Genomic DNA, 20533 nt, shown 5'->3' with positions numbered 1-20533 from the left:
GTGGGGTGCGCATCCGATTCCCGGAAGCGCACCCCGCAATCATTTCCAGCGCGCGCAAGGAGCACGGTGAGCGAGCAGGCAGCAACAACCACATCGGTCCAGTCCCTGGCCCGGGGATTGGCAGTGATCAGCAGCTTCGATGCCGATCACGCGTCGATGACCCTCTCCGAGGTCGCCGGACGGACCGCCCTGTCCCGGGCCACCGCCCGGCGGTTCCTGCTGACCCTGGTGGAGCTGGGCTATGTGCGCACCGACGGCAAGCATTTCGAGCTGACCTCCAAGGTCCTGCAGCTGGGCTATGCCTACCTGTCCAGCGCCACCTTGCCGCAGCTGATCGAGCCGGTGCTCGAGGAACTGTCGGCCGCCGTGCACGAATCGGCCTCCGCTTCCATCCTGGACGGATCGCAGATCGTCTATATCGCCCGGGTGCATACCCGTTCGATCATGCGCGTGGGCATTTCGGTGGGCACCCGCTTCCCGGCGGCCAACACTTCCATGGGCAGGGTGTTGCTGGCCTACCAGCCTGAAGAAATCAGCGAGGCGGTGATCGCCGCCGGCGTGCATTCGATGACCGGGCTGGGGATCGATGACCCGGATCAGCTACGCGTTGAACTTCAGCGGATCCGTACCCAGGGCTATGCGGTGGTGGACCAGGAATTGGAGATCGGCCTGCGCTCGGTGGCGGTGCCGGTATTCAGTGCCGATGGCACCGTGGTCGCCGCGATGAACGTGTCGATGAGCGTGCGCCCCGATACTACGCAGAGCGCCGAACAGGCAGCCGAGGTGGTCTTGCCGCAGCTGCTCGAAGCTGCCGCGCAGGTACGCGAAGCCCTCGCCGCCAGCCGCTAGTACCCGCCGGGGTCAGGCGGTGGCCGGATCCCATTCGATGCCAGCACACGTGGTGATCGCGGCGAGCCGCGCAGGCCAGCACCAGTTGCTAGGGCTCGCGCACGTCCCGGCGGATCGGGTGCCCTTCGGGTACCTGCACCAGCACGATTCTGGTGCCGTCGGGATCCTGGATCCATGCTTCCATCAGGCCCCAGTCCTCCTTGCGCGCCTCGCGGTCCACCTTCGCACCGCGGGCTGCTAACTGTTCCAGCTCTGCCTGCACGTCGCGCACCTGCAGCCACAGCACCAGCGTGGACGGCTTCCCTGGCGGCCGGTGCCCGGAGACTTCTAGCAGGCCAGTGCCCAGGAAGAACACCATTCCCGGCTGCTATCCCGGACCGAATTCCCGGGCAACGGCTAGTTGCAGCACATCTCGATAGAACTGCTGGGTTGCGGCCAGGTCAATTGGCCGCAGCAGCACCCTGCTGGAAAGAACGTCCATGGCCACCAATCTAATAGCTAGCAGGCGCACTGCCTAGGGCAAAGCAAAGGGTGCGGGCATCCCGGCATCGGTACCGATGCCGGGATGCCCGTGCCCGCTTACAGGTAGCAAGAAGGGCGGTAGCTCGGATCTGCCGGTCCGTCCGTGGACAGGGCGTTGAGCACCCAGCGGTGGACGACTGGATCAACTGCCACGCCGGCGTGCCCCGAGACGTCCAGTGGGCACTTGTCCTGAAGCAGCACGTTGGTCACGTGCTCGCTGTCTCCCTGCAGGAACTGGGACTTGTAGGGCATGACGACCTCGTCGTACTTGGTGGAAATGACCGTGTAATCCGGGCCTGCGACGGTGTCGCCGATCGAATTCAGCTCGGTCATGAACTCGCTGCCCGCCACCTGGTCGGCGCAGGCATCGCAGATCCAGCCAGCATAGCTGCCGGCAATTCTGACTCCGGTGGCGCTCGGCACCAGAATGCCCTGGGTCCCGTGGCTCGATGGGGCGATGGCCACCAATTCGTTGACATGTTTTGCTCCGCCCATGTGCCCCATGTACCAGCGGGGCATCATTCCGCCCTGGCTGTGCCCGACGATGTCCACCTTCTTGGCGCCGGTGGCCTGGCGGACACGGTCAATGAAGTCGCGCAGTTCGGCTGCCGAGTCCGGGACATGCGCCGCACCCGAGATGCCGTTTTCCAAGCCGTAATTCAGCGCGAAAACGCAATAGCCGTTGCGCTTGAGCTTGGGGGACAGTGAGATCCAGTTGACGTCCATGGTGGCAAAGGTGCCGTGGACGAGGACTACGGGATAGGGATGTTCGGCATCGGGTGAGCAATCCCAATTATTAGCCCCGGATGGGCTGATGTTCAGGGACAAAACTGTTTCGGCTTGTGCGGTGCTTGCCGCGCTCGGCGCGATGGCCGGGGCGGTGAGTGTTGCAGCGGCCAGGCACAGCGCGCCCAGAACGGAAAGTATGCGTCGTTGCATGGTGGTCCTTCGAGTAAAAGATGGGAGACACTTGCTACTGGCCGGTAGTAACTCGAAATGATCACAGTGATTTTGGTTTCTGTCTAGGGTTTTCTGGTGACAAGGTTTTGCGTGAAGTGGGATGCGTTCCCTCCAGATTGCGCGAATTTTCCCTGGAATGCCCGCAAGCCTTCGCAATAGCTTGAAGCCTGTTTTAGGCCGGAGTTATCCGAGGTGACTAGCTGGTTTTTGAGGCTCGCATGTGGTGGCCGGCAGGAGGGCAAGCGGGACTCGGGTGCGCTTCGCTTCATATTTCCTGGGCGGGTGGCGCCGGGGGTACTGTGACGGATCGCGGCAATGAAATTTACTTGTATCTTCAATCAATTACGGTATGCTTGGCTTATTGAACCTTGTTGGGAACGCCGCCGGAAGGCTGTGATTCCACCATCGGGAACCGCCCGCAAACAACTTATGAGGAGTTGGCCTGCTATGAGCAACCTGTTGAGCGATGTGCGTTCCGCCAATTGGAGCAGCACCCCGGAATCCGGTGCCGTGCTGGTCTTCCTGCATGGCTTCGGCTCCAATGAACACGACCCGGGCTCGCTCGCCGAACCGCTGGGATTGGATCTGCCTTGGGCTTCGCTGCGCGCTCCGCTGGAATTGGGCCACGGCGGGGCCGCCTGGTTCCAGATCACCACTCCGGGCGTCCCCGACGCGGCGCCGGTGCAAGCGGCCACCGCGGCGATCTGGGCCTGGATCGATGCAAATGTAGACACCGCCACCAAGATCATTCCAGTCGGTTTCTCCCAGGGCGGGCTGATGGCCAGCCAGCTGCTGCGCACCCGGCCCGAGCGGGTGCTGGCCACCACGATCCTGGGCGGATTCGTCTTAGGCGGCACCCAGTCAGCCGATGAAATCATCGCCGCGCAGCGTCCAGCAGTGTTCTGGGGCCGTGGCACCGAAGACCGGGTCATTGCCCCGGTCGCCATTGAACGCACCACCAAGTTCCTGCCCGAGCATTCGACCCTGACCGCCCGCACCTACCCGGGGTTGGCCCACGGGATCAACATGGATGAACTGAACGACGTCCGCAGCCATATCACCGCGCAACTTGACCTGATACCGCTGGGCAAGTCCTGAAGCGCGGCTGGCGGGCAGCAGTGCCCGACGGCCGGGATAACCTTGTGTCATGGACAATGTCGAGCAGTCACTGAGCAGAATCCGCGCGGCGATCGAGAAGCTGCATCTCGCAGCGGCCCAGGACTATGACGCGCAACGCGCCCATGCGGCACGCTGGCTCGAAGGCCTTTTCGAGAATATTGAAAGCCGAGAGCAGCTGCGAGAGGCTGCCCGGAAGGCCTTGGAACTCTACCGCGGTGGTATGGGGCCCTTCCAGGATGTGGGAACCGCGCTCATGGATGACGCGGTGAGCGGACTGCGCCGAGCCTTGGGCTCCGCGCGCTCCTGGCTCTTGCGCAGCTAGGAGCGGCATCTGGCAGGGAGCAATCCCCGCGGCGCGTGCCGCTACGCGGCGACGGTTTCCTCGACGTCCCGGATCCTGGCATTTTCATCGGCCACGCGGGTTTTGCGCACGCTCCACGCGTGGGTCAGGATGACCAGCAGGATGCCGGGGATCAGCCAGAGGATTAGCCGCAGGAGATCCATGCCGATGGACTGCCCGGGGAAGTAGACGAGGGTCTGCACTGCGTGCAGCCACCCGGCGCCATTCCAGAAGGTATTGAGTGCACCGTAGAATCCCGGCTGCATTTGCGGCTGGAAGATCCCGCCGGAACTGGTGAAATTCAGTGCGACGAAGCACAAGGTCAGCGTCGGGGTGGTCCAGTGGCGCAGCAGTGGATGCAGGCCCAGGCCCAGCAGGGTGATGCCGGCGGCGTAAACCCAGGAAATCAGCCAGATGCCCGCGTAATGATCCTCGATGATCCGGTAGATCGGGCCCGCGATCAGCACCGCGATTGTGGCAACCACCGCTGCGGCAACCGCCGCCATGGCGGAGCGCACGGGCAGCTTGACCTTGCCCATGAACCCGGCCAGCGGCACGGCGCTGGCGTAGCCGCCAATGCTCAAGGCGACCAGCAGGAAGAACAGCCCCTGCCCGGTGGTGTCCTGCTCGCCGGTGGGCACGACATCTTCGATACGCAATGGCTGGCCTTGTTCGTAGGCCACGTCCAAGAAGACTTTCTGGGCGATATTCGCCGAGGTTTCCGACGCGGCGCTAGAGCTGTAGAGCGTTGCCGTGCCGCCGCTGGTTTCGTAGGCGGCCACGAGCTCGCGCTGCTCTACCAGTTTCCGGGCCTGGTCCGCATCGGCGACGGTGCGCACATTCAATGCACCGTCGGACCCATCCTGCAGGGTCTGGGCGAAAACCTTGGATTGCGCTGAATCGCCCACCACCGCCACCTGCACGTTGTGCGGACTGGGCGCGTGGAAGGCCCCCAGATAGAACAATCCCATGATGGCGCACAGGAAGAACGGGATCAGCATGGTCAACACGAGCTTTCCCCAGCCCAGTGGTGCCGGCTTGGCTGCGGGGGACTTCTTCTTGGCCGGATTATCGGCATGCTTGGAAGCGGGGGATTGGCGCGGGGCGTTGTCGGTGAGAGTCATCAGCATTAAAGAATACGCTTAAAGTTGCATGATGCAACATTGAGTGCCCGGCAAAGCCCTGCGTACTAGACTCGGAACATGGGCAAGGAACAGCGGGAAGCCGATATCCAATCGATCTTCCATCACATGCAAATGATTACCCGACGTGCCAATACGCGCTCACGCCAGCTGGCCGAGCCGCTGACACTCGTGGAGCATTCCCTGCTGCGCTTCATTGCCGATACTCCCGGAACCCGGGCCACCGACATTGCCGAGGCGTTCTCGCTGAACCGCTCGACAGTCTCCCGGCAGGTAGGCACGCTGCTGGACTTGGGATATATCGCCTATGACGATGCGGAATCCGGGCGCGGCCGCGTAGTGGAACTGACCGGCGTGGGCCGCGAGCGGCTTCAGGCTTCCGCCGCCGTGCACCGCGCTGCGGTAACCGATCGTCTAGAGGGCTGGAGCGAAGAGCAGATCTCGGCCTTTGCCGAAGCCTTGGAACGCTATAACGTTGCCGACTCGCAGTAGGTCCAGGGAAATCTGCAACTTGCCCTAGGCGATCCTGGCGAAACGCGGGCCGTTGTAGCCATCGCGTTCAACGTGTTCCGCAAACATCTCCAGCGGCCGAGCCCAGAAGCTGTAGTCGTCGTAGAGCTTGCGGTAGAAGACCAGCGGCTCTTCGGTTTCGCTGTGCTTCCCCACGGCCAGCACCTCGTAGCGCTGGCCCTTGAAGTGCTGGTAGATTCCGGGTTCGATGCTCAACCTGGTGGCCTTTCTGATCAATGATGGTGCTAGAGAACTTACCGCGGGCCGTGCCCGGTGCCGCCGCTGCGCTGGACCAGCAGGTGCTCCAGGATCGGATCCAGGACGGCCAGCCCGTCTTTCACTCCGCCGGTGGACCCGGGCAACGTGATGACGAAGCTGTTACCGGAGAATCCTGCAACCCCGCGGGTAATGATGGACAGTGCGGTGGTCGCTTCTCCGCGCCGGCGGATGGCCTCGATGATTCCGGGCAGCTGGACATCCAGCAGCGGGGCAACCATTTCGGGGGACTGGTCATCGGGTGAGACCCCGGTCCCGCCGGTCACGATCACGACCTGCGCGTCATTGGCCAGCAGGTCGTCCACGGCAAAACGCACCGGCTGTCCGTCGGCCACCACCGTCGGCTCGCCGGTCTCGAAGCCGCGCTCGGACAGCCACCGGGTGATCAGCGGGCCGGTCTTGTCTTCGGCGGCGCCTGCTGCGGCGGTGGTCGAAGCGACCACCACGGCCGCCGTGCGGCTAGTCTCCACGAACCCAGTCACCGCTCTTGCCGCCGGACTTCGCCAAAACCTTCACCGAGCGGACCTCGGCGTGCTTGTCCACGGCCTTGACCATGTCGTAGAGGGTCAGAGCCGCAACGCTGGCCGCGGTCAACGCTTCCATCTCCACCCCGGTGACGCCCTTGGTGGTCACCTGGGCGGTGACGCGCACCGCGGATTCCTCGGCGGTGAAATCAATGGACACCTTGGAAATCGGCAGCGGGTGGCACAGCGGAATCAGTTCCCAGGTGCGCTTGGCCGCCATGATGCCAGCGACCCTTGCGGTGCCCAACGCCTCGCCCTTGGGCAACTGCCCGGTCATCAGCATCGGGACAACATCCGGGCGGGTGGCGAAGATGGCTTCTGCGGTGGCCACGCGCTTGGTGACGGCCTTGTCGCTGACATCGACCATATGGGCGCTGCCGTCTTCGCGCAGGTGGGTGAGTTTCTCAGACATTCATGCTCCAAGTTTCGATGCTTTGGCCGGCAGCCAACTGGCTGACGCCTACCGGGATATGCACCAGCGCATCGGCGCGGGCCAGATCGTGGACCAGATGCGAGCCCGGATCCAGGATGGTGACCTGGCCATCGCGGATCAGCGCTCGGCGCACCTGGTGCTTGTGCTCGGGGGAACTGGCATCGGCTGCCAGCGGGTAGTGCCGGGGCAAGGGCTCTGGCAGGGCCTTTAGCTGTCGCAGCAGCGGGGCCAGGAACAGTTCTGCCGATAGCAGGGCACTGACCGGGTTGCCCGGGAAGCACAGCACCGCTGCCTTGGCCAGTCGGGCGAAGCCTTGCGGACCGCCGGGCTGGATGGCCACATGATGGAACACCCCGCCTAGCGGCGACAGCGCTTGGCGGACCACCTCATAGGCTCCAGCGCTGATACCGCCCACGGTTACGATCAGGTCAACCTGTTCCTGCAAGGCATCGATGGCCAGGGCGAAGCGCTGCGGATCATCGGGCAGCTGCAAGGTGCGCACCTGCACTTGGTAGCGGCGCAGCCAGGCTGCGAGCATGGGGGAATTCGAGTCCGGGATCTGGCCCTGGGAACGCTGCCCATCGCTGAGCTCGTCCCCTGTAGTGCACACGGCCACCTTCAAGGCCCGGCGCACCGGTACTTCCCGCAGCCCGCTGGAAACCAGTGCGGCAATCATGGTCGGGGTCAGCCGGGTTCCGGCCTTGGCCACCAAGGCGCCGGTTTCGAGATCAACGCCGGCGGGGCGGATGAAGCGGCCCACGGCGCTGGGGGCCGAGAATTCTGCGTGGCCGCTGGGGGTGCCAAAGCCGGCACGAACCAATTCCGGGAAAGCGCCAGAGCCACTTTCCTCGATGGGGATGACAGTGTCAGCACCCAGAGGGATCATCGCACCGGTCATCACCGGACTGATTGTGCCTTCAGCCAGGGGTATTTGCCGGTCGCCGGCGGCAGCGGTGAAACCCAATGGCAAAAAGATGGGGGAGTTAGGCGAGGCTGTTGCCAAGTCCGCACTGCGCGCAGCGTAGCCATCCATCTGCGAGTTGGTGAACGCAGGGATGGGCAAAAGGGCGTACTGGTCCTCGCTGAGGATTCGATCGCTGGCCTCAGGGCTATCGACGGGCAGCACTTCGCTGTCCAGACAGACGAAGACCGGGGACAGCAGCTCTTCAATTTCCGCGCGATGGCTTTCCAGAGTGCAGGACATGGACTATCCGCCTGCGAACGGCGGCAGGACATCCACGGTCAGGTCGTCGGCAGTGCCCAGCTCGCCGGCATCGCGGCGCACCACGCCGTTGATCAGGAAACTTCCGGCGCGCAAAACCTGGGCCATTTCAGGTCCGTAGGAATCGATCAGTTCGCTACGCAGCCTGGCGAGTGTATCGGGGCGTTCCCAGCTCTCCTGCTCGCAGCCCGCTGCTGCCGCCGCGGCAGCGAAGTAGCGTATCGTAATCTTCGACATGACTTCATGCTATCGCGCCTAGGCGATAAGGAGCACGATGAAAAGCGAACGCGATTTTCCCGCGCTTGTGGCCCCCGGGCCGCCACTGAGCGGGGAACAGGCTGCACGAGCTGCACGCCAACTCTCGTTGCCCGGATTTGATGACACTGCGCAGCGCAGGCTGGCTGCCGCCCGGGTACTGGTTATCGGCGCCGGAGGGCTGGGCAGCGCCAGCGTCCCGTATCTGGTCGGAGCGGGAGTAGGCACCATCGGCATTGTGGATGATGACGTGGTGGAGCTATCCAACCTGCACCGCCAAGTCACCCACACCACCGCAAATATCGGCCTGGCCAAGACCGCTTCCCTGGCGCAGGCCGCCACGGCGCTGGACCCCAATGTGAAGATCATCGAGCATAATCTGCGCCTGGATTCTTCCAACGCACTAGAGATCTTTGCGAATTATGACTTGGTCATCGATGGCAGCGACAACTTCCCGACCCGATACCTGTCCAATGACGCCGCGCAGCTCACGGGCATCCCGCTAATCTGGGGATCGATCCTGCAGCATCATGGACAAGTTTCCGTGGCCTGGCATGAGCATGGTCCGGGTTACCGCGACCTGTTCCCGGTCCCGCCTGCCCCGGGCTCCGTGCCGGATTGCGCGGCCGGGGGCGTGCTGCCCGGATTGTGCGGAACCGTCGGCTCGCTCCTGTCCACCGAAGCCTTGAAACTGATCGCCGGAATCGGTGCCCCGCTGGTGGGAAAGGTGCTGATCTATGATGCGCTGGCTGCTAGCACCCGCACCCTCGAATTCTCTAGAGACCCCCGAGGCGCTGAAGTCACCGAGCTGATTGACTACGTGCTCTTCTGCTCCGGTTCTCTGCCCGAGGTCCAAAGCATCGATGCCAAGGCGCTCGCCGAGTCGCTGGCTGGTTCCGCTGCTCCTGTCTTGTTGGATGTGCGCAATGATGACGAACGCGCACAACAGCACATCGCCGGTTCCTTGCATCTGCCCCTTCCTGGGCTGGAAGCAGCTATTGAAGCCGGCGCAGATCTGAAGCAGATCCCGGCACAGGTAACGGTCTATTGCGCACGCGGTCCTCGCTCGCAACGCGCGGCCGCCTTGCTCGCCGGGCGAGGCATCAGAACAAACTACCTTGAAGGCGGGCTTCCCGCACTGGCTGAAGTGGCCCCGCAGCTGCTGGCCGATCATGCACACACCGAAGGAGCCCGCTCATGAGCTACGCCTTGATCACCGAAGAACCTATCGACGAGGCCGCAGTGCGCGATGCCGTGCAGTCCGATACTGCAGGCGCAGTGGTGCTCTTCCACGGAATCATTCGTAATCACGACGGCGGCCAGTCGGTGAACTCCTTGGACTACTCGCATCACCCGCAGGCGCAGGATTTCCTGGAGAAAATCCTTGCCGAGGAAGAAGAACGCACCGGGCTGAAGCTTTCCGCTGTGCACCGCGTGGGTCCGTTGAAGATTGGCGACGCCGCGCTGGTCGCTGCTTCGGCAGCAGCGCACCGGAAGGAAGCATTCGATGCCATTGAGAACCTGGTGGAACGCATCAAGGCCGAGGTCCCGATCTGGAAGAAGCAGCACTTCTCTTCCGGCAGTTCAGAATGGGTTGGGCTGTAGGGTCGATACTGCTTCACCTATGCAACTAATGGAAAGCCGGGCTTGCCTGCGGCTGACTATCCTCCTGGAGTAGGGAGCAAGACCGACTATAGGGAAATCATGCCGGGAGAAATTCCTCGCGATGAATTCCTGGTGTCCAGGCTTCGACAACAATGTCTGCCGCATCCGGATGTGGAAAACGCGACTTTGTCGATGCAACACGCTCTGGAATTTTCGACGCAGAAGATGCTTTCCAAACAAGAGCTACGCAAACTGACGCACGACTTTCTGTTGGCTTTGCTCGGCGTTGAGTTCGACAGGACCAGCCTGAACTCCGCGATATCGAATGTCGCGAGTGCGGTCCTTTCTCTTCGTGATGCTCCGCGAACAGTGCAGACAATAAACGACGTCTTGCTTGCGAGTCATGCGTATTTTTGGCTCGAGAATATATCTGCCGAAGCACTGTTAGAAGGTTTTGAATGCTAGTTGTTTTGTATCGGGGCATCGGTAAGAGCCAGTCAGGCAGATTGTGTAAGCACCCTAGTCACCCTCATTCTTTCGCGTGTACGCATGCTGAGCAAGTCGGCTTCAAACTCGGCAATCATTGCGTGGACGTCCTCTAGCGTTTAGCCGGGGCTCGGTTGAAAGCAACCCACGCGCACTGTCGAATCTGCTTGTTGTAGACATCGAACACGAAGACGCCTTCTACCTTGCTATGCGGAACCGCAAACGCTGGCTAACCTAACGCAGTAGTCGAAAACCCACAGACGTGCCACGCGTACACTGTCTGGGCGCGACTATGCGGAGTCAGATCTGACTTTCGGCGAGTGATCCGGTCGCATATGGTCGTGGCGATAAACACTGAGGCAAGATTTGTATATCCGACAAGTGCAGATAAGCAGTTTCCCAGTAGACCCAACAAGAAATAGCACTGATAGCACTCAGACTGATGCAGTCCACGTGGTACTTCGCTAGAAATTTCGAGGCCAGTCCGGCAAGAAAAGGGATCTTCGCCTCCTGCAACATGACATTCTTGAGCGTTACCTAAAGTGGCCAACAGGTGAGTGTTCACAAGTTCGTCACTCGCAGGCATGAGACTGTTCCCAGCCACAACGAATGCCTGTCCGTACGTGTAGTTGCCTCTAACGCGAGCTGTGTGGATTGCTTCACCTCCTAGCGAAGTTTCGTTGAACGCGTGCATAGAAATGAAATATAAACGCCAGACAGAATCTCGCCTCTCCGCCAACAACGTAATGAAAGCAAGGCACCCGAGCTGGATTACATCGTAGGCTGCGTTGGCCGAATACCTGCGGGACCGCGATCACCATCAGTGGACCTTCCACTCAACAAGATGAGACGCGGCTTAGGGTTCAAGAGTGAACGTGATCGCATGGCGCGATAGCACATTTTCAACGAGGTCGCCATACCACTTAAGTATGACCACTGATTTCAATAGTGCACTCTATTAGTGTTGACTTAAGCTAATTGAGTTAGATACGTTTTGAGGACAGATGTTCCAGAAATCAGCTGGGGCAGTTCATGCTCATTTGGAGAGCAAAAATGAAGAATAAGTTTGTGAATGCTTCGATTGCGGCCGTCCTTACTTGTGGATTGACCTTCACAGCACTTCCCGCGTCCGCGTCAACGCCTGCCCAGCTCAATCCAGCGGCTACGGCAATTGCCGAAGATTCGGTGTCGAATGCCGAAGTGGAAAAGTTGGCTAAGGACCTTGAAGCGCTTTTCACCCACGGAATCACCCAGAATGAAGATGGATCATTCCGTGTTGATGAAAAGAGCATTATCGAGCATTTTGGGGAAGTAGAAGGCGGGCAGATCATTGCCCAGTTCCGCGCCCAGGTTCCGCAAACTCACATCGGTAATATCCCAGTTGCCTCAGCAGCAAATTACGGCCAGTGCGTCCTGAACTTCACCGGGTTCGCAACCCTCTTCGGCGCTTCTGAAGGAACGATTCTGGGATACCTCAACCGCAAGGATTGGAAAAAGGCTGGTGAAACTATGGTGAAATTCTTGGGTAAGCAGGCAATAAAGGGGGGGCGTTGTTGGTCTGGCCGCCTCGCTCGCGGCAGCTGGTGCTTGGTGCGCGACCCCTTGGGGAAAGTAATCCGCTCTCTTTTGGAAGGTGATCTCAATGCAAAATGGAGGAATGTTCGGGATGTCTACAGGGCTGAAAATCACTGTGGCGGCGTGTTTTACCGTCGGATCAATTTTTACCGGGGCTAATGGGTTGACCGCGGTTTCCTTAATAGCGGCCCTGGCCGCTGTTGTTTCCGGTGTCTTGGCTGTAGCGGAGGTAAGCCGCGAAGCTAGGAAAGCAGGATTCATTGTCGGACTTGCAGCAAGTGTGCTCTCAGTGCTGGGTACGGCATTCGTTTTGACTGCAAGCACCGTGTTGCCTTTCGCCGTCACGGCTGCAGTCACTGGAGCACCCGTGCTTTTGTGGATTGCTCTAGCTGTAGTCCACAGCAAGTCGGATACGGTGAAAACTGCAATCTAGTTCGGATACAAGTAATCGGTGGTTGATGAACACGTAAGGAGTTCTCAACCACCGATTCTTGCGCTTAACGTTGTTTCTTTTCGGGTCATGTTCTCGGGAGGTGCTCAACCCTGCGGACAAAAGTGCTGAGAATTTCGGCAACTGACACGTTCTTCGATATTGACCCGAGCGCGACAATGAGCGGAGCCATCATAAAAGCATGGTTATCCTGACCCAGCTGCCAGATTCTACGATCAGTACGCACCCGGGGGTGGGGGTGCTGAAACTTGTTAAGGAGCTGGAGAACCACCCCTTGGGCGGGCGTACCCGATCAGCCTGGCCATCAGTCCGTCGAAAGTGTTTCGCAACTAATGGTGGATACATCATATCTGTGATATCAGTTGCATAAAATAGTTGCGAGAATTTTGAACCATTGAGCATCCGTGGATTTTTCGCGGGGGAGTGGTGCCCGTTGAGACTTCCTGCAACCATTCAGTTGTAGGATATCTGCATTCAGTATTTTCATACTTCGCGCATGATCAGAACCGATAAAAGTGCTTAACGGCCCATTTGTCGATCATGGGTTGTTAACATGAGCTCGGCAACGTGCGTTGCTTCTCGAATAACGTAACGAGCTGCTTCCACAGTTACTCCTGTCGGGAGCGTTCTGCCGTGCCCAGTCCCTTGCAGGTTTCTTAATTCGTTGACGGCGATAATTATCTTCTTAGCTGACCTGTAGATGTCATGGATTTGTTTTGACCCCTCGACAGAGTTGTTAACTACGGCGGGGAGCAAACCTAGACGCTCGAACGATATTTCAATGAGACCAGGGAATGGGACCCTCGGATCCAGGGGGAGACCGCCTTCTTCGAGAACAAACTTGGCTATTGCCTCCAAGAGCTCCTTTGCTCCGCCCAAGACAGCTGCCGGGTCGTCCACATTTCTGCGCAATCGATTAAGCTGCTCGTCGAGGGCTGCACGGCCACCAGTTTCGAAATCAATCTTTCCTAGCTGTTCTAGGCGTCCATCAGTCGTTAAACCCCATCCACTGTGGGTAAGTGCGGATCGCAGAGTATCAACTCTCTGCTGGTCTTCAGAAAGGCTAAATGAGCCATGGAGTCTGAGTGCATTGAGCAAGCTATCAACGAGTTTTCGTGCTGTTTCGGATTTGCGGGATCCGACACTAGCTACAGCAAGTACACGTTGTTGTTTATTCGGTGTCTGGGTTTCCGGATCGTAGGGGTCATGATCTGACATGCCCGCGGTCTTGAAAACTCGTGTCAAAACGGAATGCGAAGGGCCATCCCCAGCCAAGAAGAACTGCCCAATAGCTCCTGCAATCTGATCATTTAGCGGTGAACTCATGTACCAATTGTGCCTGTCTTCGTTTGCTTCAGGCTGGACTTCTGCAACGCCCTGTAAACGGTACTGCGACTGACGCCGAGAACTTCGCCAATTTGTGCCACGGTCATGTCGCGCTGTTCGTACATCCTCTTCGCAGCGCGAAGCTTGTCGGGGGAGAGAGATGAGGGGCGCCCTCCTGTGCGGCCACGTGCCCGCGCCGTTGCTAGGCCGGCGTTGGTGCGCTCGCGGATGAGGTCGCGTTCGAATTCCGCCAGGGACGCGAAGATGTTGAACACAAGCCGGCCGCCTGAAGAACTAGTGTCGATGTTCTCTTGCAGGGATTTGAAATCGATGCCTTGTTGCTGCAGCGCGTCCATGTGGTTGATCAGATGGCGGATGGAGCGACCGAGGCGGTCGAGGCGCCAGGCCACTAGAGTGTCGCCGGGGCGGATCTGATCCAGGAGCTTATCGAGCTCGGGCCGAGACTCGAGTGAGCCGGATGCCGTGTCGGTGAATATGCGATGGCACCCCGCTTTGGTCAGTGCGTCGAGTTGAAGTTGTGCGTCTTGGTCGCCGGTGGAGACTCTGGCGTATCCGAGGAGGTGTCCCATGGGCCTAAATGTATCCATACTCGTGGGATAGGCGATGTATCGACGCATAGTTATGGCACTGAGTTATGCGACTAAATGCTCCTCGAAATCTGTTGAATTTTCAGCTGTCAGGAATTTTCACAACGACCAAGTGATCAGTGTGTCAAAAATGAGTGTTTTTGAATCCCATTTATTGCAGCCACTTCTATGTAAGGTATCGAACCAATTTCTTCAGGCCACGCGCTATGAGAACCCCGCTATACCTGATGAGTTGGGGAACCACTCGAAGGCGTTGACTGCGCGCTCGGAAGATCCCAGCTCGCTAGCACGCGCAGTTGCTCTTCACTGGCACTGCCAGGTTCCGCCGTGTAGAAAGACATATCGTGAGAACTGCGATTCCCGATCTGCAAGTCCGCCGACTGGTCGGTGAGCTCAATCTCGCCGACGATAGTGTGCGCAAAACGCTTTAGACCTTCATGACGAATCCGTACCGCGTGAGCAGCCCAGAAGCCACCAAATTCCTTACTTTTAGTCGTAAGCTCACCGATCAATTCTTGCAATGCCTTGTCGTAAGGTACCCGTCCAGCCTCCGCTCCTAATAACGCGACTGTAGCCGCATCTCCTGCCTCCCACTCCACAAAGAAATCTTTCGAAGACTCGTCCAAAAAATGGTAGCGAGCAAAATTCGCCCACCCATTCGTTGCCGTAAAGCTCTCGAACATTGGCGCGTGCAGAGCACGAACCAAAGCATTAGGACCAATAGCGTCTAGGCGCCCGTTACGCACGAAATCCGCCGACATGGTGATCGAGTCAAGCATCCATTGCACTCTCGGAGCCATAATTTAAAATGCAATCAACTCCGATCCAAGTAACCAGCTGTGTTCGCGGTAGTGAACCAACCTATGCTCCGCTGACTCACACAGGTACGTAGTTTCCTTCTTCGCTGTCGCACATTCCAGGAGTAGCTTAGTTTGTATGGCTGGCCCGACCATGCATGAAAGATCAGACTTAAGCCACTGACAATGCACCACCATCCACGCACGCTCCAAATCACGGGAGAGATACGAAGCCGGCACCCATGCCACACATGGAGCAGCACTAGCTGCTAGGGGGAGTGGACCGTCCGACGGTCAGTTGGCGAAAGCTTTCGGTTGGAGTTCCGGAGTTTCAGGAGACCAACGGCAGACTCCGCTCCCATGATGGAGATTGCATCGGTGGGTGCTCAAGCAGCGGAGACCATGCCGAAACGAGACAATGTCTATTCCGAAGATCGTCTTGTTGGAGGACCCCACGGAGTGGAGTATCGATACGCACCGGCAGGTACTCGATGAGACGAGGCGGGCACGGTTTACCTCGCTGATCGACTTCACTGCCGCCAACCAACGGACCCCGCGGTAGTAAGAACTACTCCACAGAGATTGAACAAGTCCTCTACTTAACCTCAAATGCTCATTCGTGGAAAATTCGATAATTTCTCTTTAGAAGATTCTTATGATCATGCTCCGACATAAATAGTAGTCTCCTTGTAAAAAGGGCCTTCATACAGTGTTGCTAAATCGAAAAGTATAAAATTTGTATCTTCGACAAGTTCGACTAATGTTACGCAGAGCACCTTAATCTTAAGGTCTGACTTATTACTACCTTCTGAATTGCGAGGCGAGGATGGCGTCCATAAGGACTAAAATATTCACTTCGGTCGGAATGTTGGCATTGCTTTTTTCAACAGCTGTTCCAGCCAATGCTTCCGTCGAAGATTCTTCGGCAGAGACCACAAACACTCGAGAGTTCTTCGAGCGAACTGTCGAAGGAAACAAAGAGGGCTTCCTTGCCCCAGTTGAAGATCAATTTGGCAACAGTACTTTCACTGGAGACGAATCCATGATTACAGTCGTCGAAGAAACGATCACTCCTAGTGAGACTGCCGCCACGAGGGTTCTAAAACCGATAATTCGATGCAGTTTAGATATTCAATACGTTCACGGTTCACATCATGTTGCGGGAACCATTAACGGTGTGGCTGTTATTACGTGTAAAAACGCAGCTACAAATAAAAAAGTTAATGCAAGTAAATTGACGCTCCATTATTCTTTAGTTAGAACGAAACCAAATTATAAGCAATGGGGTGCTCCAGCTGTTTCCAAGACTAACAAACCAACGATTAGGGCCAATCGAGCTGTTTCTTGCAAAGAAGGACCAGCTGATTTCCGCGGCTGGGCTCAAGGAGTTCTAGTAGCACCACCGGGCTATAAATTAGATGGACCTGCCAAATACAGCGCTTACGGAAAAACTACCGGCGTGGCATGTGGACTAAAAGCGTCAATCGCACCAGTGGGTATACCTGCGGAATCCATTGAGCTAACGTTTGTGCCCCAAGAACAATAATCTGAACAAAATATGCGCCTGAGAATAAAATTCTCAGGCGCATATTTTGCATTCGATAACTATGACTCATTGGGATTTATTCCATATATTTTTATATAACCACAAGTACGCGGAATCTGGTAACCTCTATATTCTTCAACTTCTGTCTCAACAAAAACTTCGAATAGGCGGCCACGAGCGTTTAGAGTCGCCCACTTTAGGACTTCAGTCACGTCTTGGGCTTCACCAAGAAGCCAGGACTGAAGATTCCAGCCGCACGAGGGGTCGAGGCGCTCCCAAAACTGAATTCTGTAAATCGGATCATCTAGACTATCGCGAGGCTCGCCGTGAGTAGTTTCATAAAATTCCATGCACCAAGTCTAAGGTAGGTCAAAGGTACACGGCACTGCGCCACTTGAGAATACTACAATAGAACGAGTAATAGTTCCTCTTACTTCTGGTCGGGGAGCGACAGGGAAGCCAGTTTCCGCCGCCGGTTGGGTCCCCGGAAAGTAGTCCAGTGACTATGTGAGTACTCGTGTCCAACAATGGACACAGGAGGAATCACAGAAAAATGGCACGCAGACACACCAGACCAGGTCATCGCTAAAGTCCGTCAAGGACAAAAGATGCTCAACGAAGGCCACAAGATGATCGAGGTCATCAAAGAACTTCAGATCACCGAAGCTACTTGGTACCGCTGGCTCAACCAATACGGTTCAGAGAAAAACGCTGAAGCCAGCAAACGTACCAAGGAGTTAGAGAAGGAATACGCGCGCCTCAAGAAGCTGCTCGCTGATCAAATGCTCGCCAACGACATCCTCACCGAGGTAGCCAAGGGAAAATTCTAGGCCCCGAACCACGCCGCCGCGCCATACGGATGGCAATGGATGAATTCGCCGGCGTCCGAACGCTTCGCCTGCCAAGTTCTGGGCCAGAACCGCTCTGCACTTCGTAAGAAGAAATCACCGATGAGCTTTGACGAAGCGCAGCTACGAGCCGACCTGAGGGCCATCGCGTCTAAGCATCCGGCCTGGGGGTGGCGCAAGGCCCGCTGGCACTTGCTGGCCACCGAACGGTGGAAAGACACTGTCTTGAACAGCAAGCTCATCCGACGACTATGGCGAGAAGAAGGCCTGGTCTGTAAGCCCAGATGTCGTAAGAAGAGTCGCGCCGCCCAGATGCGGGGGATCAGAAGCGTTTGACCGCCGAGTATCCGATGCATGTACTGAGCTTTGATTTCCAATCGGATGTCGCCTCTTGTGGCCGTCATATCCGGTTCTTTAATATCATCGATGAGTACACGCGGACCGCTTTGGCGATCATTCCCCGCCGTGCTTTTAAGGCTGCTGATGTGGTGGCTGTATTAGAGGGCATCATTGCTGAAACCGGGATCCAGCCGATGTTCGTGCGGTGTGATAACGGTCCTGAGTTCACGGCTGGCGCGCTGGTGGATTGGTGCAACAGTGTAGGGGTGTCCATTGCGTTTATCGATCCTGGTTCGCCTTGGCAGAACGGTTTTATTGAGTCGTTCAATGCGCAGTTCCGTCGTGAACAACTTTCCGGGGAAATCATGGACACTATGGCGGATGCGAAGTATTTGGCTGATGAATGGAAAGACATTTACAATCATGAGGTCCCCATGGGTCTTTGGATGGGTTGACGCCGTCCCGGTTTTGGGATGAATGGGTTAGAGGGAATCAGTTAGCTATCACATAGCTGCTGGACTGCTTAAAGGGACCCAACCAACTTCAATTCAAGCAGAGTTGAAAGGCATTGGCTCTTACGCAAATCCTCACGATATGCGTTGAAAGCAAATAAGATCTTTTCTACTTTACATAACGTACATTGTCGGCTTATAGACCACGGGAATCGAAGTACCGGCGAGAACTCCCGTCCATCAGCACATCCACCGTATCGGTACGTAAGGCGGACTTTGCGCGTTTCGCCGCTCTCAAGGGCCGCGACTGCTCTTGCCGCTGGGCGCTCTTGCGAACACAGGCTTCGTGCATCTAATGCATGTTGAGTGGTCCCGGGTTTTATGCCGTTTTCTATTGAGAGAACGGAAAGTATGCCCAAGCAGTACGCCCCTGAAGTCAAGGCACGTGCAGTCACCAGGGGGTGAGGACCGTGTTTATCGCGAGAAGAACGATAGCTCGGCACTCATGTTCGTTTCATTATTTGGCACCGGGGTTTTGGTTGGTCCTTCATGGGCGTTAGAAGCTGGCCGAGAGCTACCCGATTCGGAACTGGCCAGCCACGCGAAACTTTTGGAACTCAGCACTCCCTATGGTGGGCGGGCTCTCGGGGAGGCGAAGCTGTACTTCAGTGATTCAGCTCCATCATTGCCAAACCCAAACGCCGAGCTGAGCCGTGCACGAGCGCACGCTGTTGATCTAGAAACAGCCTGTCCAGACGAGGACACCGCGGAAGTCGGCTTGAGTGAGATGGAGAATACCTTCATATTGCTCAGTGAATCAGAACGTGATTCGCTTCCTGTGGCGGGTGCTGGCTATGACGTGTGGGAAGGAAAGCTGGACCACCTCGGCGCGCTAGTAGCACCTGCCAATCGTCGAAGTGGACTCGGTTTTCAATCTGTCGCTTTTGCTCAGAAGCACGCGATGGATGCCGGCCTGATTCCTCAATGACGCGTGCACGTTGATAATGCGGCGTCAATCAGAACGGCGCTGCGCGCCGGGTTTGAGTATGCGGGGGACGCAAACCACCGTGATTCTCAAAAATTAGCGCGCAGCTCCGAAGTTCAGCGTGCGGTTCGCTGAAAAGCGATGGCTGCCAGGGCTGCGGCCTGATCTGCGAGCACCGCGTCATCAAAGACGACACGTGGCGAGTGATTCCACTCTGCTTCCGACGCGTTCAACTCCGGTGGAGTGGCCAGCAGCGCGATGAATGTGCCGGGAACTTCATCGAGCACAAAAGCGAAATCCTCAGATCCCATCATTGGTGATGGCATGATCGCCACGCGCTGTACACCGTAGATTTCGCGCATCGTTTCCAGTGCCGCTTCGGTCTCAATCGGATCGTTCACGGTCACCGGGTAGATCATTTCAAAACTCACGTCTGCGGTGAGCTCATGGGCTGCTGCCACACCATTGATGACACGTGGCAGGCCTTCCTCCAAAACAGCCAGCGATTCGTGGGACATGGTGCGGATAGTCGCCGCCAGCTCGACGCTTTCAGGGATGACGTTGATAGCACCATCTCCGGTGGAAAGCCGGGTGGTCGAGAGGACTACCGGGTCGAAGGCATTGAATCGTCGAGTCACGAAGCTCTGCAACGCCAGGATGAGTTCGGCCGCTGCAGGAACTGGATCCAAGGTCTGGTGGGGTTGCGAGCCATGTCCGCCACGTCCATGTAATGTGACGCTCAGTTGGTTCGATCCGGCAGCCACCGGGCCGCCTCGTGTTGCGAAGACTCCGCGTGGACCGGGGCCCACATGGACCGCGTAGGCGGCGACAGGAGGTTCGCCGGCTGCAGAAAGCAGTCCTTCTTCGAGCATGATCTTGGCGCCACCGTAGCCCTCTTCTCCTGGCTGGAACATGAAGATGACCGAGCCATGAAGTTCACTTTGGTGAGCCGACAGCAACTTGGCTGCCCCAACTAGTCCGGCGGTATGCAGATCGTGGCCGCAGGCGTGCATGTTGCCATTGGAGGAGGCGAAGTCCAGATGGGTTTCTTCGAGAATCGGCAATGCGTCCATGTCGCCACGAAGCAGGACGGTCGGGCCGGGCCGTTCTCCTCGAAGCACTGCGGTGACCGAGCTGGTGCGCGTGCCGGTGGTGATTTCCAACGGCAGCCCTTCGAGGGCGTCGAGCACCTTCTGCTGGGTGCGGGGCAGATCGAGACCGAGTTCGGGGTCCGCATGCAGCGCGCGGCGCAGTTTAATCAGTTCGGGAAGTATGGTTTGTGCATCAGCGGTAAAGTCGGCAGTGGTCATTAATCAGCCTTTCGTAGGCGTCGTCGACGGACGGGCAGTGGACCTCGAGTTGC

The 20533-nt window shown here is 57.7% G+C and carries 24 protein-coding genes and 1 pseudogene; 12 read left to right on the top strand and 13 right to left on the bottom strand.

Annotated elements, in window-relative coordinates; genetic code table 11:
- The first annotated feature begins 66 nt into the window (after positions 1-66).
- Positions 67-849 (top strand): IclR family transcriptional regulator C-terminal domain-containing protein, encoded by a 783-nt coding sequence (locus ACIOTL_RS12980; RefSeq protein WP_133834402.1) that lies wholly within the window; start codon positions 67-69, stop codon positions 847-849.
- Positions 850-937: 88 nt separating this feature from the next.
- Here ACIOTL_RS12980 and ACIOTL_RS12975 read toward each other — a convergent pair whose 3' ends face one another.
- Both ACIOTL_RS12975 and ACIOTL_RS12970 read right to left on the bottom strand, forming a co-directional pair.
- A complete protein-coding gene (locus tag ACIOTL_RS12975) occupies positions 938-1207 on the bottom strand; it encodes a VOC family protein (RefSeq protein WP_400343003.1) in 270 nt (89 codons plus the stop codon).
- A 221-nt stretch (positions 1208-1428) separates the two neighbouring features.
- A complete protein-coding gene (locus ACIOTL_RS12970; protein ID WP_400343001.1) occupies positions 1429-2310 on the bottom strand; it encodes a lipase family alpha/beta hydrolase in 882 nt (293 codons plus the stop codon).
- A 468-nt stretch (positions 2311-2778) separates the two neighbouring features.
- On the opposite strand from ACIOTL_RS12970, the gene ACIOTL_RS12965 reads away from it, so the two are divergent.
- Both ACIOTL_RS12965 and ACIOTL_RS12960 read left to right on the top strand, forming a co-directional pair.
- Positions 2779-3429: an alpha/beta hydrolase gene (locus tag ACIOTL_RS12965; RefSeq protein WP_400343000.1), complete on the top strand. Its 651-nt coding sequence runs from the start codon at positions 2779-2781 to the stop codon at positions 3427-3429.
- A gap of 49 nt (positions 3430-3478) precedes the next feature.
- Entirely contained in the window at positions 3479-3772 is a 294-nt protein-coding gene (locus ACIOTL_RS12960) for a DUF6966 domain-containing protein (protein ID WP_400342998.1), read from the top strand.
- Between the two features lie 41 nt (positions 3773-3813).
- Here ACIOTL_RS12960 and ACIOTL_RS12955 read toward each other — a convergent pair whose 3' ends face one another.
- On the bottom strand, positions 3814-4920 hold the full coding sequence (locus tag ACIOTL_RS12955) for a hypothetical protein (RefSeq protein ID WP_400342997.1): 1107 nt from the start codon (positions 4918-4920) through the stop codon (positions 3814-3816).
- A gap of 72 nt (positions 4921-4992) precedes the next feature.
- Here ACIOTL_RS12955 and ACIOTL_RS12950 point away from each other — a divergent pair, with 72 nt between their 5' ends.
- Positions 4993-5424 carry a MarR family winged helix-turn-helix transcriptional regulator gene (locus tag ACIOTL_RS12950; RefSeq protein ID WP_133834408.1) on the top strand — a complete coding sequence of 144 codons (432 nt, stop codon included), beginning with the start codon at positions 4993-4995 and terminating at the stop codon, positions 5422-5424.
- 24 nt (positions 5425-5448) lie between these two features.
- On the opposite strand, the gene ACIOTL_RS12945 is transcribed toward ACIOTL_RS12950, so the two are convergent.
- The 5 genes from ACIOTL_RS12945 to ACIOTL_RS12925 are packed head-to-tail and all read right to left on the bottom strand — an operon-like array spanning position 5449 to position 8134.
- Positions 5449-5658, bottom strand: a complete 210-nt coding sequence (locus ACIOTL_RS12945; RefSeq protein ID WP_013347838.1) for a DUF1653 domain-containing protein — start codon at positions 5656-5658, stop codon at positions 5449-5451.
- A 38-nt stretch (positions 5659-5696) separates the two neighbouring features.
- Positions 5697-6188 carry a molybdenum cofactor biosynthesis protein B gene (locus ACIOTL_RS12940; protein WP_388024409.1) on the bottom strand — a complete coding sequence of 164 codons (492 nt, stop codon included), beginning with the start codon at positions 6186-6188 and terminating at the stop codon, positions 5697-5699.
- Entirely contained in the window at positions 6178-6654 is a 477-nt protein-coding gene (gene moaC, locus ACIOTL_RS12935; RefSeq protein ID WP_332487502.1) for a cyclic pyranopterin monophosphate synthase MoaC, read from the bottom strand. Before moaC ends, ACIOTL_RS12940 begins: the two co-directional genes overlap by 11 nt.
- Positions 6647-7879 (bottom strand): molybdopterin molybdotransferase MoeA, encoded by a 1233-nt coding sequence (locus ACIOTL_RS12930; RefSeq protein ID WP_400342995.1) that lies wholly within the window; start codon positions 7877-7879, stop codon positions 6647-6649. Before ACIOTL_RS12930 ends, moaC begins: the two co-directional genes overlap by 8 nt.
- A 3-nt stretch (positions 7880-7882) precedes the next feature.
- Positions 7883-8134, bottom strand: a complete 252-nt coding sequence (locus ACIOTL_RS12925; RefSeq protein WP_105658553.1) for a MoaD/ThiS family protein — start codon at positions 8132-8134, stop codon at positions 7883-7885.
- Positions 8135-8171: 37 nt separating this feature from the next.
- Here ACIOTL_RS12925 and ACIOTL_RS12920 point away from each other — a divergent pair, with 37 nt between their 5' ends.
- The 4 genes from ACIOTL_RS12920 (at position 8172) to ACIOTL_RS12905 (ending at position 11977) form a co-directional block, all read left to right on the top strand.
- Positions 8172-9353: a ThiF family adenylyltransferase gene (locus ACIOTL_RS12920; RefSeq protein WP_400342993.1), complete on the top strand. Its 1182-nt coding sequence runs from the start codon at positions 8172-8174 to the stop codon at positions 9351-9353.
- Complete coding sequence (locus ACIOTL_RS12915) at positions 9350-9757, top strand: molybdenum cofactor biosynthesis protein MoaE (protein WP_400342991.1); 408 nt, start codon at positions 9350-9352, stop codon at positions 9755-9757. Before ACIOTL_RS12920 ends, ACIOTL_RS12915 begins: the two co-directional genes overlap by 4 nt.
- Positions 9758-9856: 99 nt before the next feature.
- Entirely contained in the window at positions 9857-10222 is a 366-nt protein-coding gene (locus ACIOTL_RS12910; protein WP_400342989.1) for a hypothetical protein, read from the top strand.
- 1074 nt (positions 10223-11296) lie between these two features.
- Positions 11297-11977, top strand: a complete 681-nt coding sequence (locus ACIOTL_RS12905; protein WP_400342987.1) for a hypothetical protein — start codon at positions 11297-11299, stop codon at positions 11975-11977.
- An 811-nt stretch (positions 11978-12788) separates the two neighbouring features.
- On the opposite strand, the gene ACIOTL_RS12900 is transcribed toward ACIOTL_RS12905, so the two are convergent.
- The 3 genes from ACIOTL_RS12900 to ACIOTL_RS12890 form a co-directional block, all read right to left on the bottom strand.
- Positions 12789-13595, bottom strand: a complete 807-nt coding sequence (locus tag ACIOTL_RS12900; protein WP_400342986.1) for an abortive infection family protein — start codon at positions 13593-13595, stop codon at positions 12789-12791.
- Positions 13592-14185, bottom strand: a complete 594-nt coding sequence (locus ACIOTL_RS12895) for a recombinase family protein (protein WP_400342984.1) — start codon at positions 14183-14185, stop codon at positions 13592-13594. Before ACIOTL_RS12895 ends, ACIOTL_RS12900 begins: the two co-directional genes overlap by 4 nt.
- A 236-nt stretch (positions 14186-14421) precedes the next feature.
- Complete coding sequence (locus ACIOTL_RS12890; RefSeq protein ID WP_400342982.1) at positions 14422-15003, bottom strand: hypothetical protein; 582 nt, start codon at positions 15001-15003, stop codon at positions 14422-14424.
- A gap of 415 nt (positions 15004-15418) precedes the next feature.
- Here ACIOTL_RS12890 and ACIOTL_RS12885 point away from each other — a divergent pair, with 415 nt between their 5' ends.
- Both ACIOTL_RS12885 and ACIOTL_RS12880 read left to right on the top strand, forming a co-directional pair.
- Positions 15419-15562, top strand: coding sequence for a hypothetical protein (locus tag ACIOTL_RS12885; RefSeq protein WP_388024391.1), 144 nt, complete (start codon positions 15419-15421; stop codon positions 15560-15562).
- Between the two features lie 303 nt (positions 15563-15865).
- The gene (locus tag ACIOTL_RS12880) at positions 15866-16546 is read left to right on the top strand and encodes a hypothetical protein (protein WP_400342980.1); all 681 of its coding nucleotides are present in this window, start codon (positions 15866-15868) and stop codon (positions 16544-16546) included.
- A gap of 59 nt (positions 16547-16605) precedes the next feature.
- On the opposite strand, the gene ACIOTL_RS12875 is transcribed toward ACIOTL_RS12880, so the two are convergent.
- On the bottom strand, positions 16606-16896 hold the full coding sequence (locus ACIOTL_RS12875; protein ID WP_400342978.1) for a hypothetical protein: 291 nt from the start codon (positions 16894-16896) through the stop codon (positions 16606-16608).
- A 203-nt stretch (positions 16897-17099) separates the two neighbouring features.
- On the opposite strand from ACIOTL_RS12875, the pseudogene ACIOTL_RS12870 reads away from it, so the two are divergent.
- Positions 17100-18244: pseudogene (locus ACIOTL_RS12870) on the top strand (IS3 family transposase).
- Between the two features lie 446 nt (positions 18245-18690).
- Positions 18691-19173, top strand: a complete 483-nt coding sequence (locus ACIOTL_RS12865; protein ID WP_400342976.1) for a hypothetical protein — start codon at positions 18691-18693, stop codon at positions 19171-19173.
- 113 nt (positions 19174-19286) lie between these two features.
- On the opposite strand, the gene ACIOTL_RS12860 is transcribed toward ACIOTL_RS12865, so the two are convergent.
- Positions 19287-20480: a M20 family metallopeptidase gene (locus tag ACIOTL_RS12860; RefSeq protein WP_400342974.1), complete on the bottom strand. Its 1194-nt coding sequence runs from the start codon at positions 20478-20480 to the stop codon at positions 19287-19289.
- Between the last annotated feature and the right edge of the window lie 53 nt (positions 20481-20533).

The sequence above is a fragment of the Glutamicibacter sp. NPDC087673 genome (genome assembly GCF_044743255.1).
GTDB lineage: Bacteria > Actinomycetota > Actinomycetes > Actinomycetales > Micrococcaceae > Glutamicibacter.
The sequence above is the reverse complement of the archived record's forward strand: the minus strand, read 5'-3'. Positions and strand labels throughout refer to the sequence as shown.

Excerpts from the sequence above, each read along its gene's own strand:
- ACIOTL_RS12875 (WP_400342978.1), bottom strand. The coding sequence starts at position 16,896 with ATGGAATTTTATGAAACTACTCACGGCGAGCCTCGCGATAGTCTAGAT.
- ACIOTL_RS12905 (WP_400342987.1), top strand. The coding sequence starts at position 11,297 with ATGAAGAATAAGTTTGTGAATGCTTCGATTGCGGCCGTCCTTACTTGT.
- ACIOTL_RS12925 (WP_105658553.1), bottom strand. The coding sequence starts at position 8,134 with ATGTCGAAGATTACGATACGCTACTTCGCTGCCGCGGCGGCAGCAGCG.
- ACIOTL_RS12955 (WP_400342997.1), bottom strand. The coding sequence starts at position 4,920 with ATGCTGATGACTCTCACCGACAACGCCCCGCGCCAATCCCCCGCTTCC.
- ACIOTL_RS12890 (WP_400342982.1), bottom strand. The coding sequence starts at position 15,003 with ATGGCTCCGAGAGTGCAATGGATGCTTGACTCGATCACCATGTCGGCG.
- ACIOTL_RS12910 (WP_400342989.1), top strand. The coding sequence starts at position 9,857 with ATGCCGGGAGAAATTCCTCGCGATGAATTCCTGGTGTCCAGGCTTCGA.
- ACIOTL_RS12950 (WP_133834408.1), top strand. The coding sequence starts at position 4,993 with ATGGGCAAGGAACAGCGGGAAGCCGATATCCAATCGATCTTCCATCAC.
- ACIOTL_RS12900 (WP_400342986.1), bottom strand. The coding sequence starts at position 13,595 with ATGAGTTCACCGCTAAATGATCAGATTGCAGGAGCTATTGGGCAGTTC.
- ACIOTL_RS12865 (WP_400342976.1), top strand. The coding sequence starts at position 18,691 with ATGTTCGTTTCATTATTTGGCACCGGGGTTTTGGTTGGTCCTTCATGG.
- ACIOTL_RS12885 (WP_388024391.1), top strand. The coding sequence starts at position 15,419 with ATGTCTATTCCGAAGATCGTCTTGTTGGAGGACCCCACGGAGTGGAGT.
- moaC (WP_332487502.1), bottom strand. The coding sequence starts at position 6,654 with ATGTCTGAGAAACTCACCCACCTGCGCGAAGACGGCAGCGCCCATATG.
- ACIOTL_RS12860 (WP_400342974.1), bottom strand. The coding sequence starts at position 20,480 with ATGACCACTGCCGACTTTACCGCTGATGCACAAACCATACTTCCCGAA.
- ACIOTL_RS12915 (WP_400342991.1), top strand. The coding sequence starts at position 9,350 with ATGAGCTACGCCTTGATCACCGAAGAACCTATCGACGAGGCCGCAGTG.
- ACIOTL_RS12930 (WP_400342995.1), bottom strand. The coding sequence starts at position 7,879 with ATGTCCTGCACTCTGGAAAGCCATCGCGCGGAAATTGAAGAGCTGCTG.
- ACIOTL_RS12975 (WP_400343003.1), bottom strand. The coding sequence starts at position 1,207 with ATGGTGTTCTTCCTGGGCACTGGCCTGCTAGAAGTCTCCGGGCACCGG.
- ACIOTL_RS12880 (WP_400342980.1), top strand. The coding sequence starts at position 15,866 with ATGTTGGCATTGCTTTTTTCAACAGCTGTTCCAGCCAATGCTTCCGTC.
- ACIOTL_RS12920 (WP_400342993.1), top strand. The coding sequence starts at position 8,172 with ATGAAAAGCGAACGCGATTTTCCCGCGCTTGTGGCCCCCGGGCCGCCA.
- ACIOTL_RS12970 (WP_400343001.1), bottom strand. The coding sequence starts at position 2,310 with ATGCAACGACGCATACTTTCCGTTCTGGGCGCGCTGTGCCTGGCCGCT.
- ACIOTL_RS12965 (WP_400343000.1), top strand. The coding sequence starts at position 2,779 with ATGAGCAACCTGTTGAGCGATGTGCGTTCCGCCAATTGGAGCAGCACC.
- ACIOTL_RS12895 (WP_400342984.1), bottom strand. The coding sequence starts at position 14,185 with ATGGGACACCTCCTCGGATACGCCAGAGTCTCCACCGGCGACCAAGAC.
- ACIOTL_RS12960 (WP_400342998.1), top strand. The coding sequence starts at position 3,479 with ATGGACAATGTCGAGCAGTCACTGAGCAGAATCCGCGCGGCGATCGAG.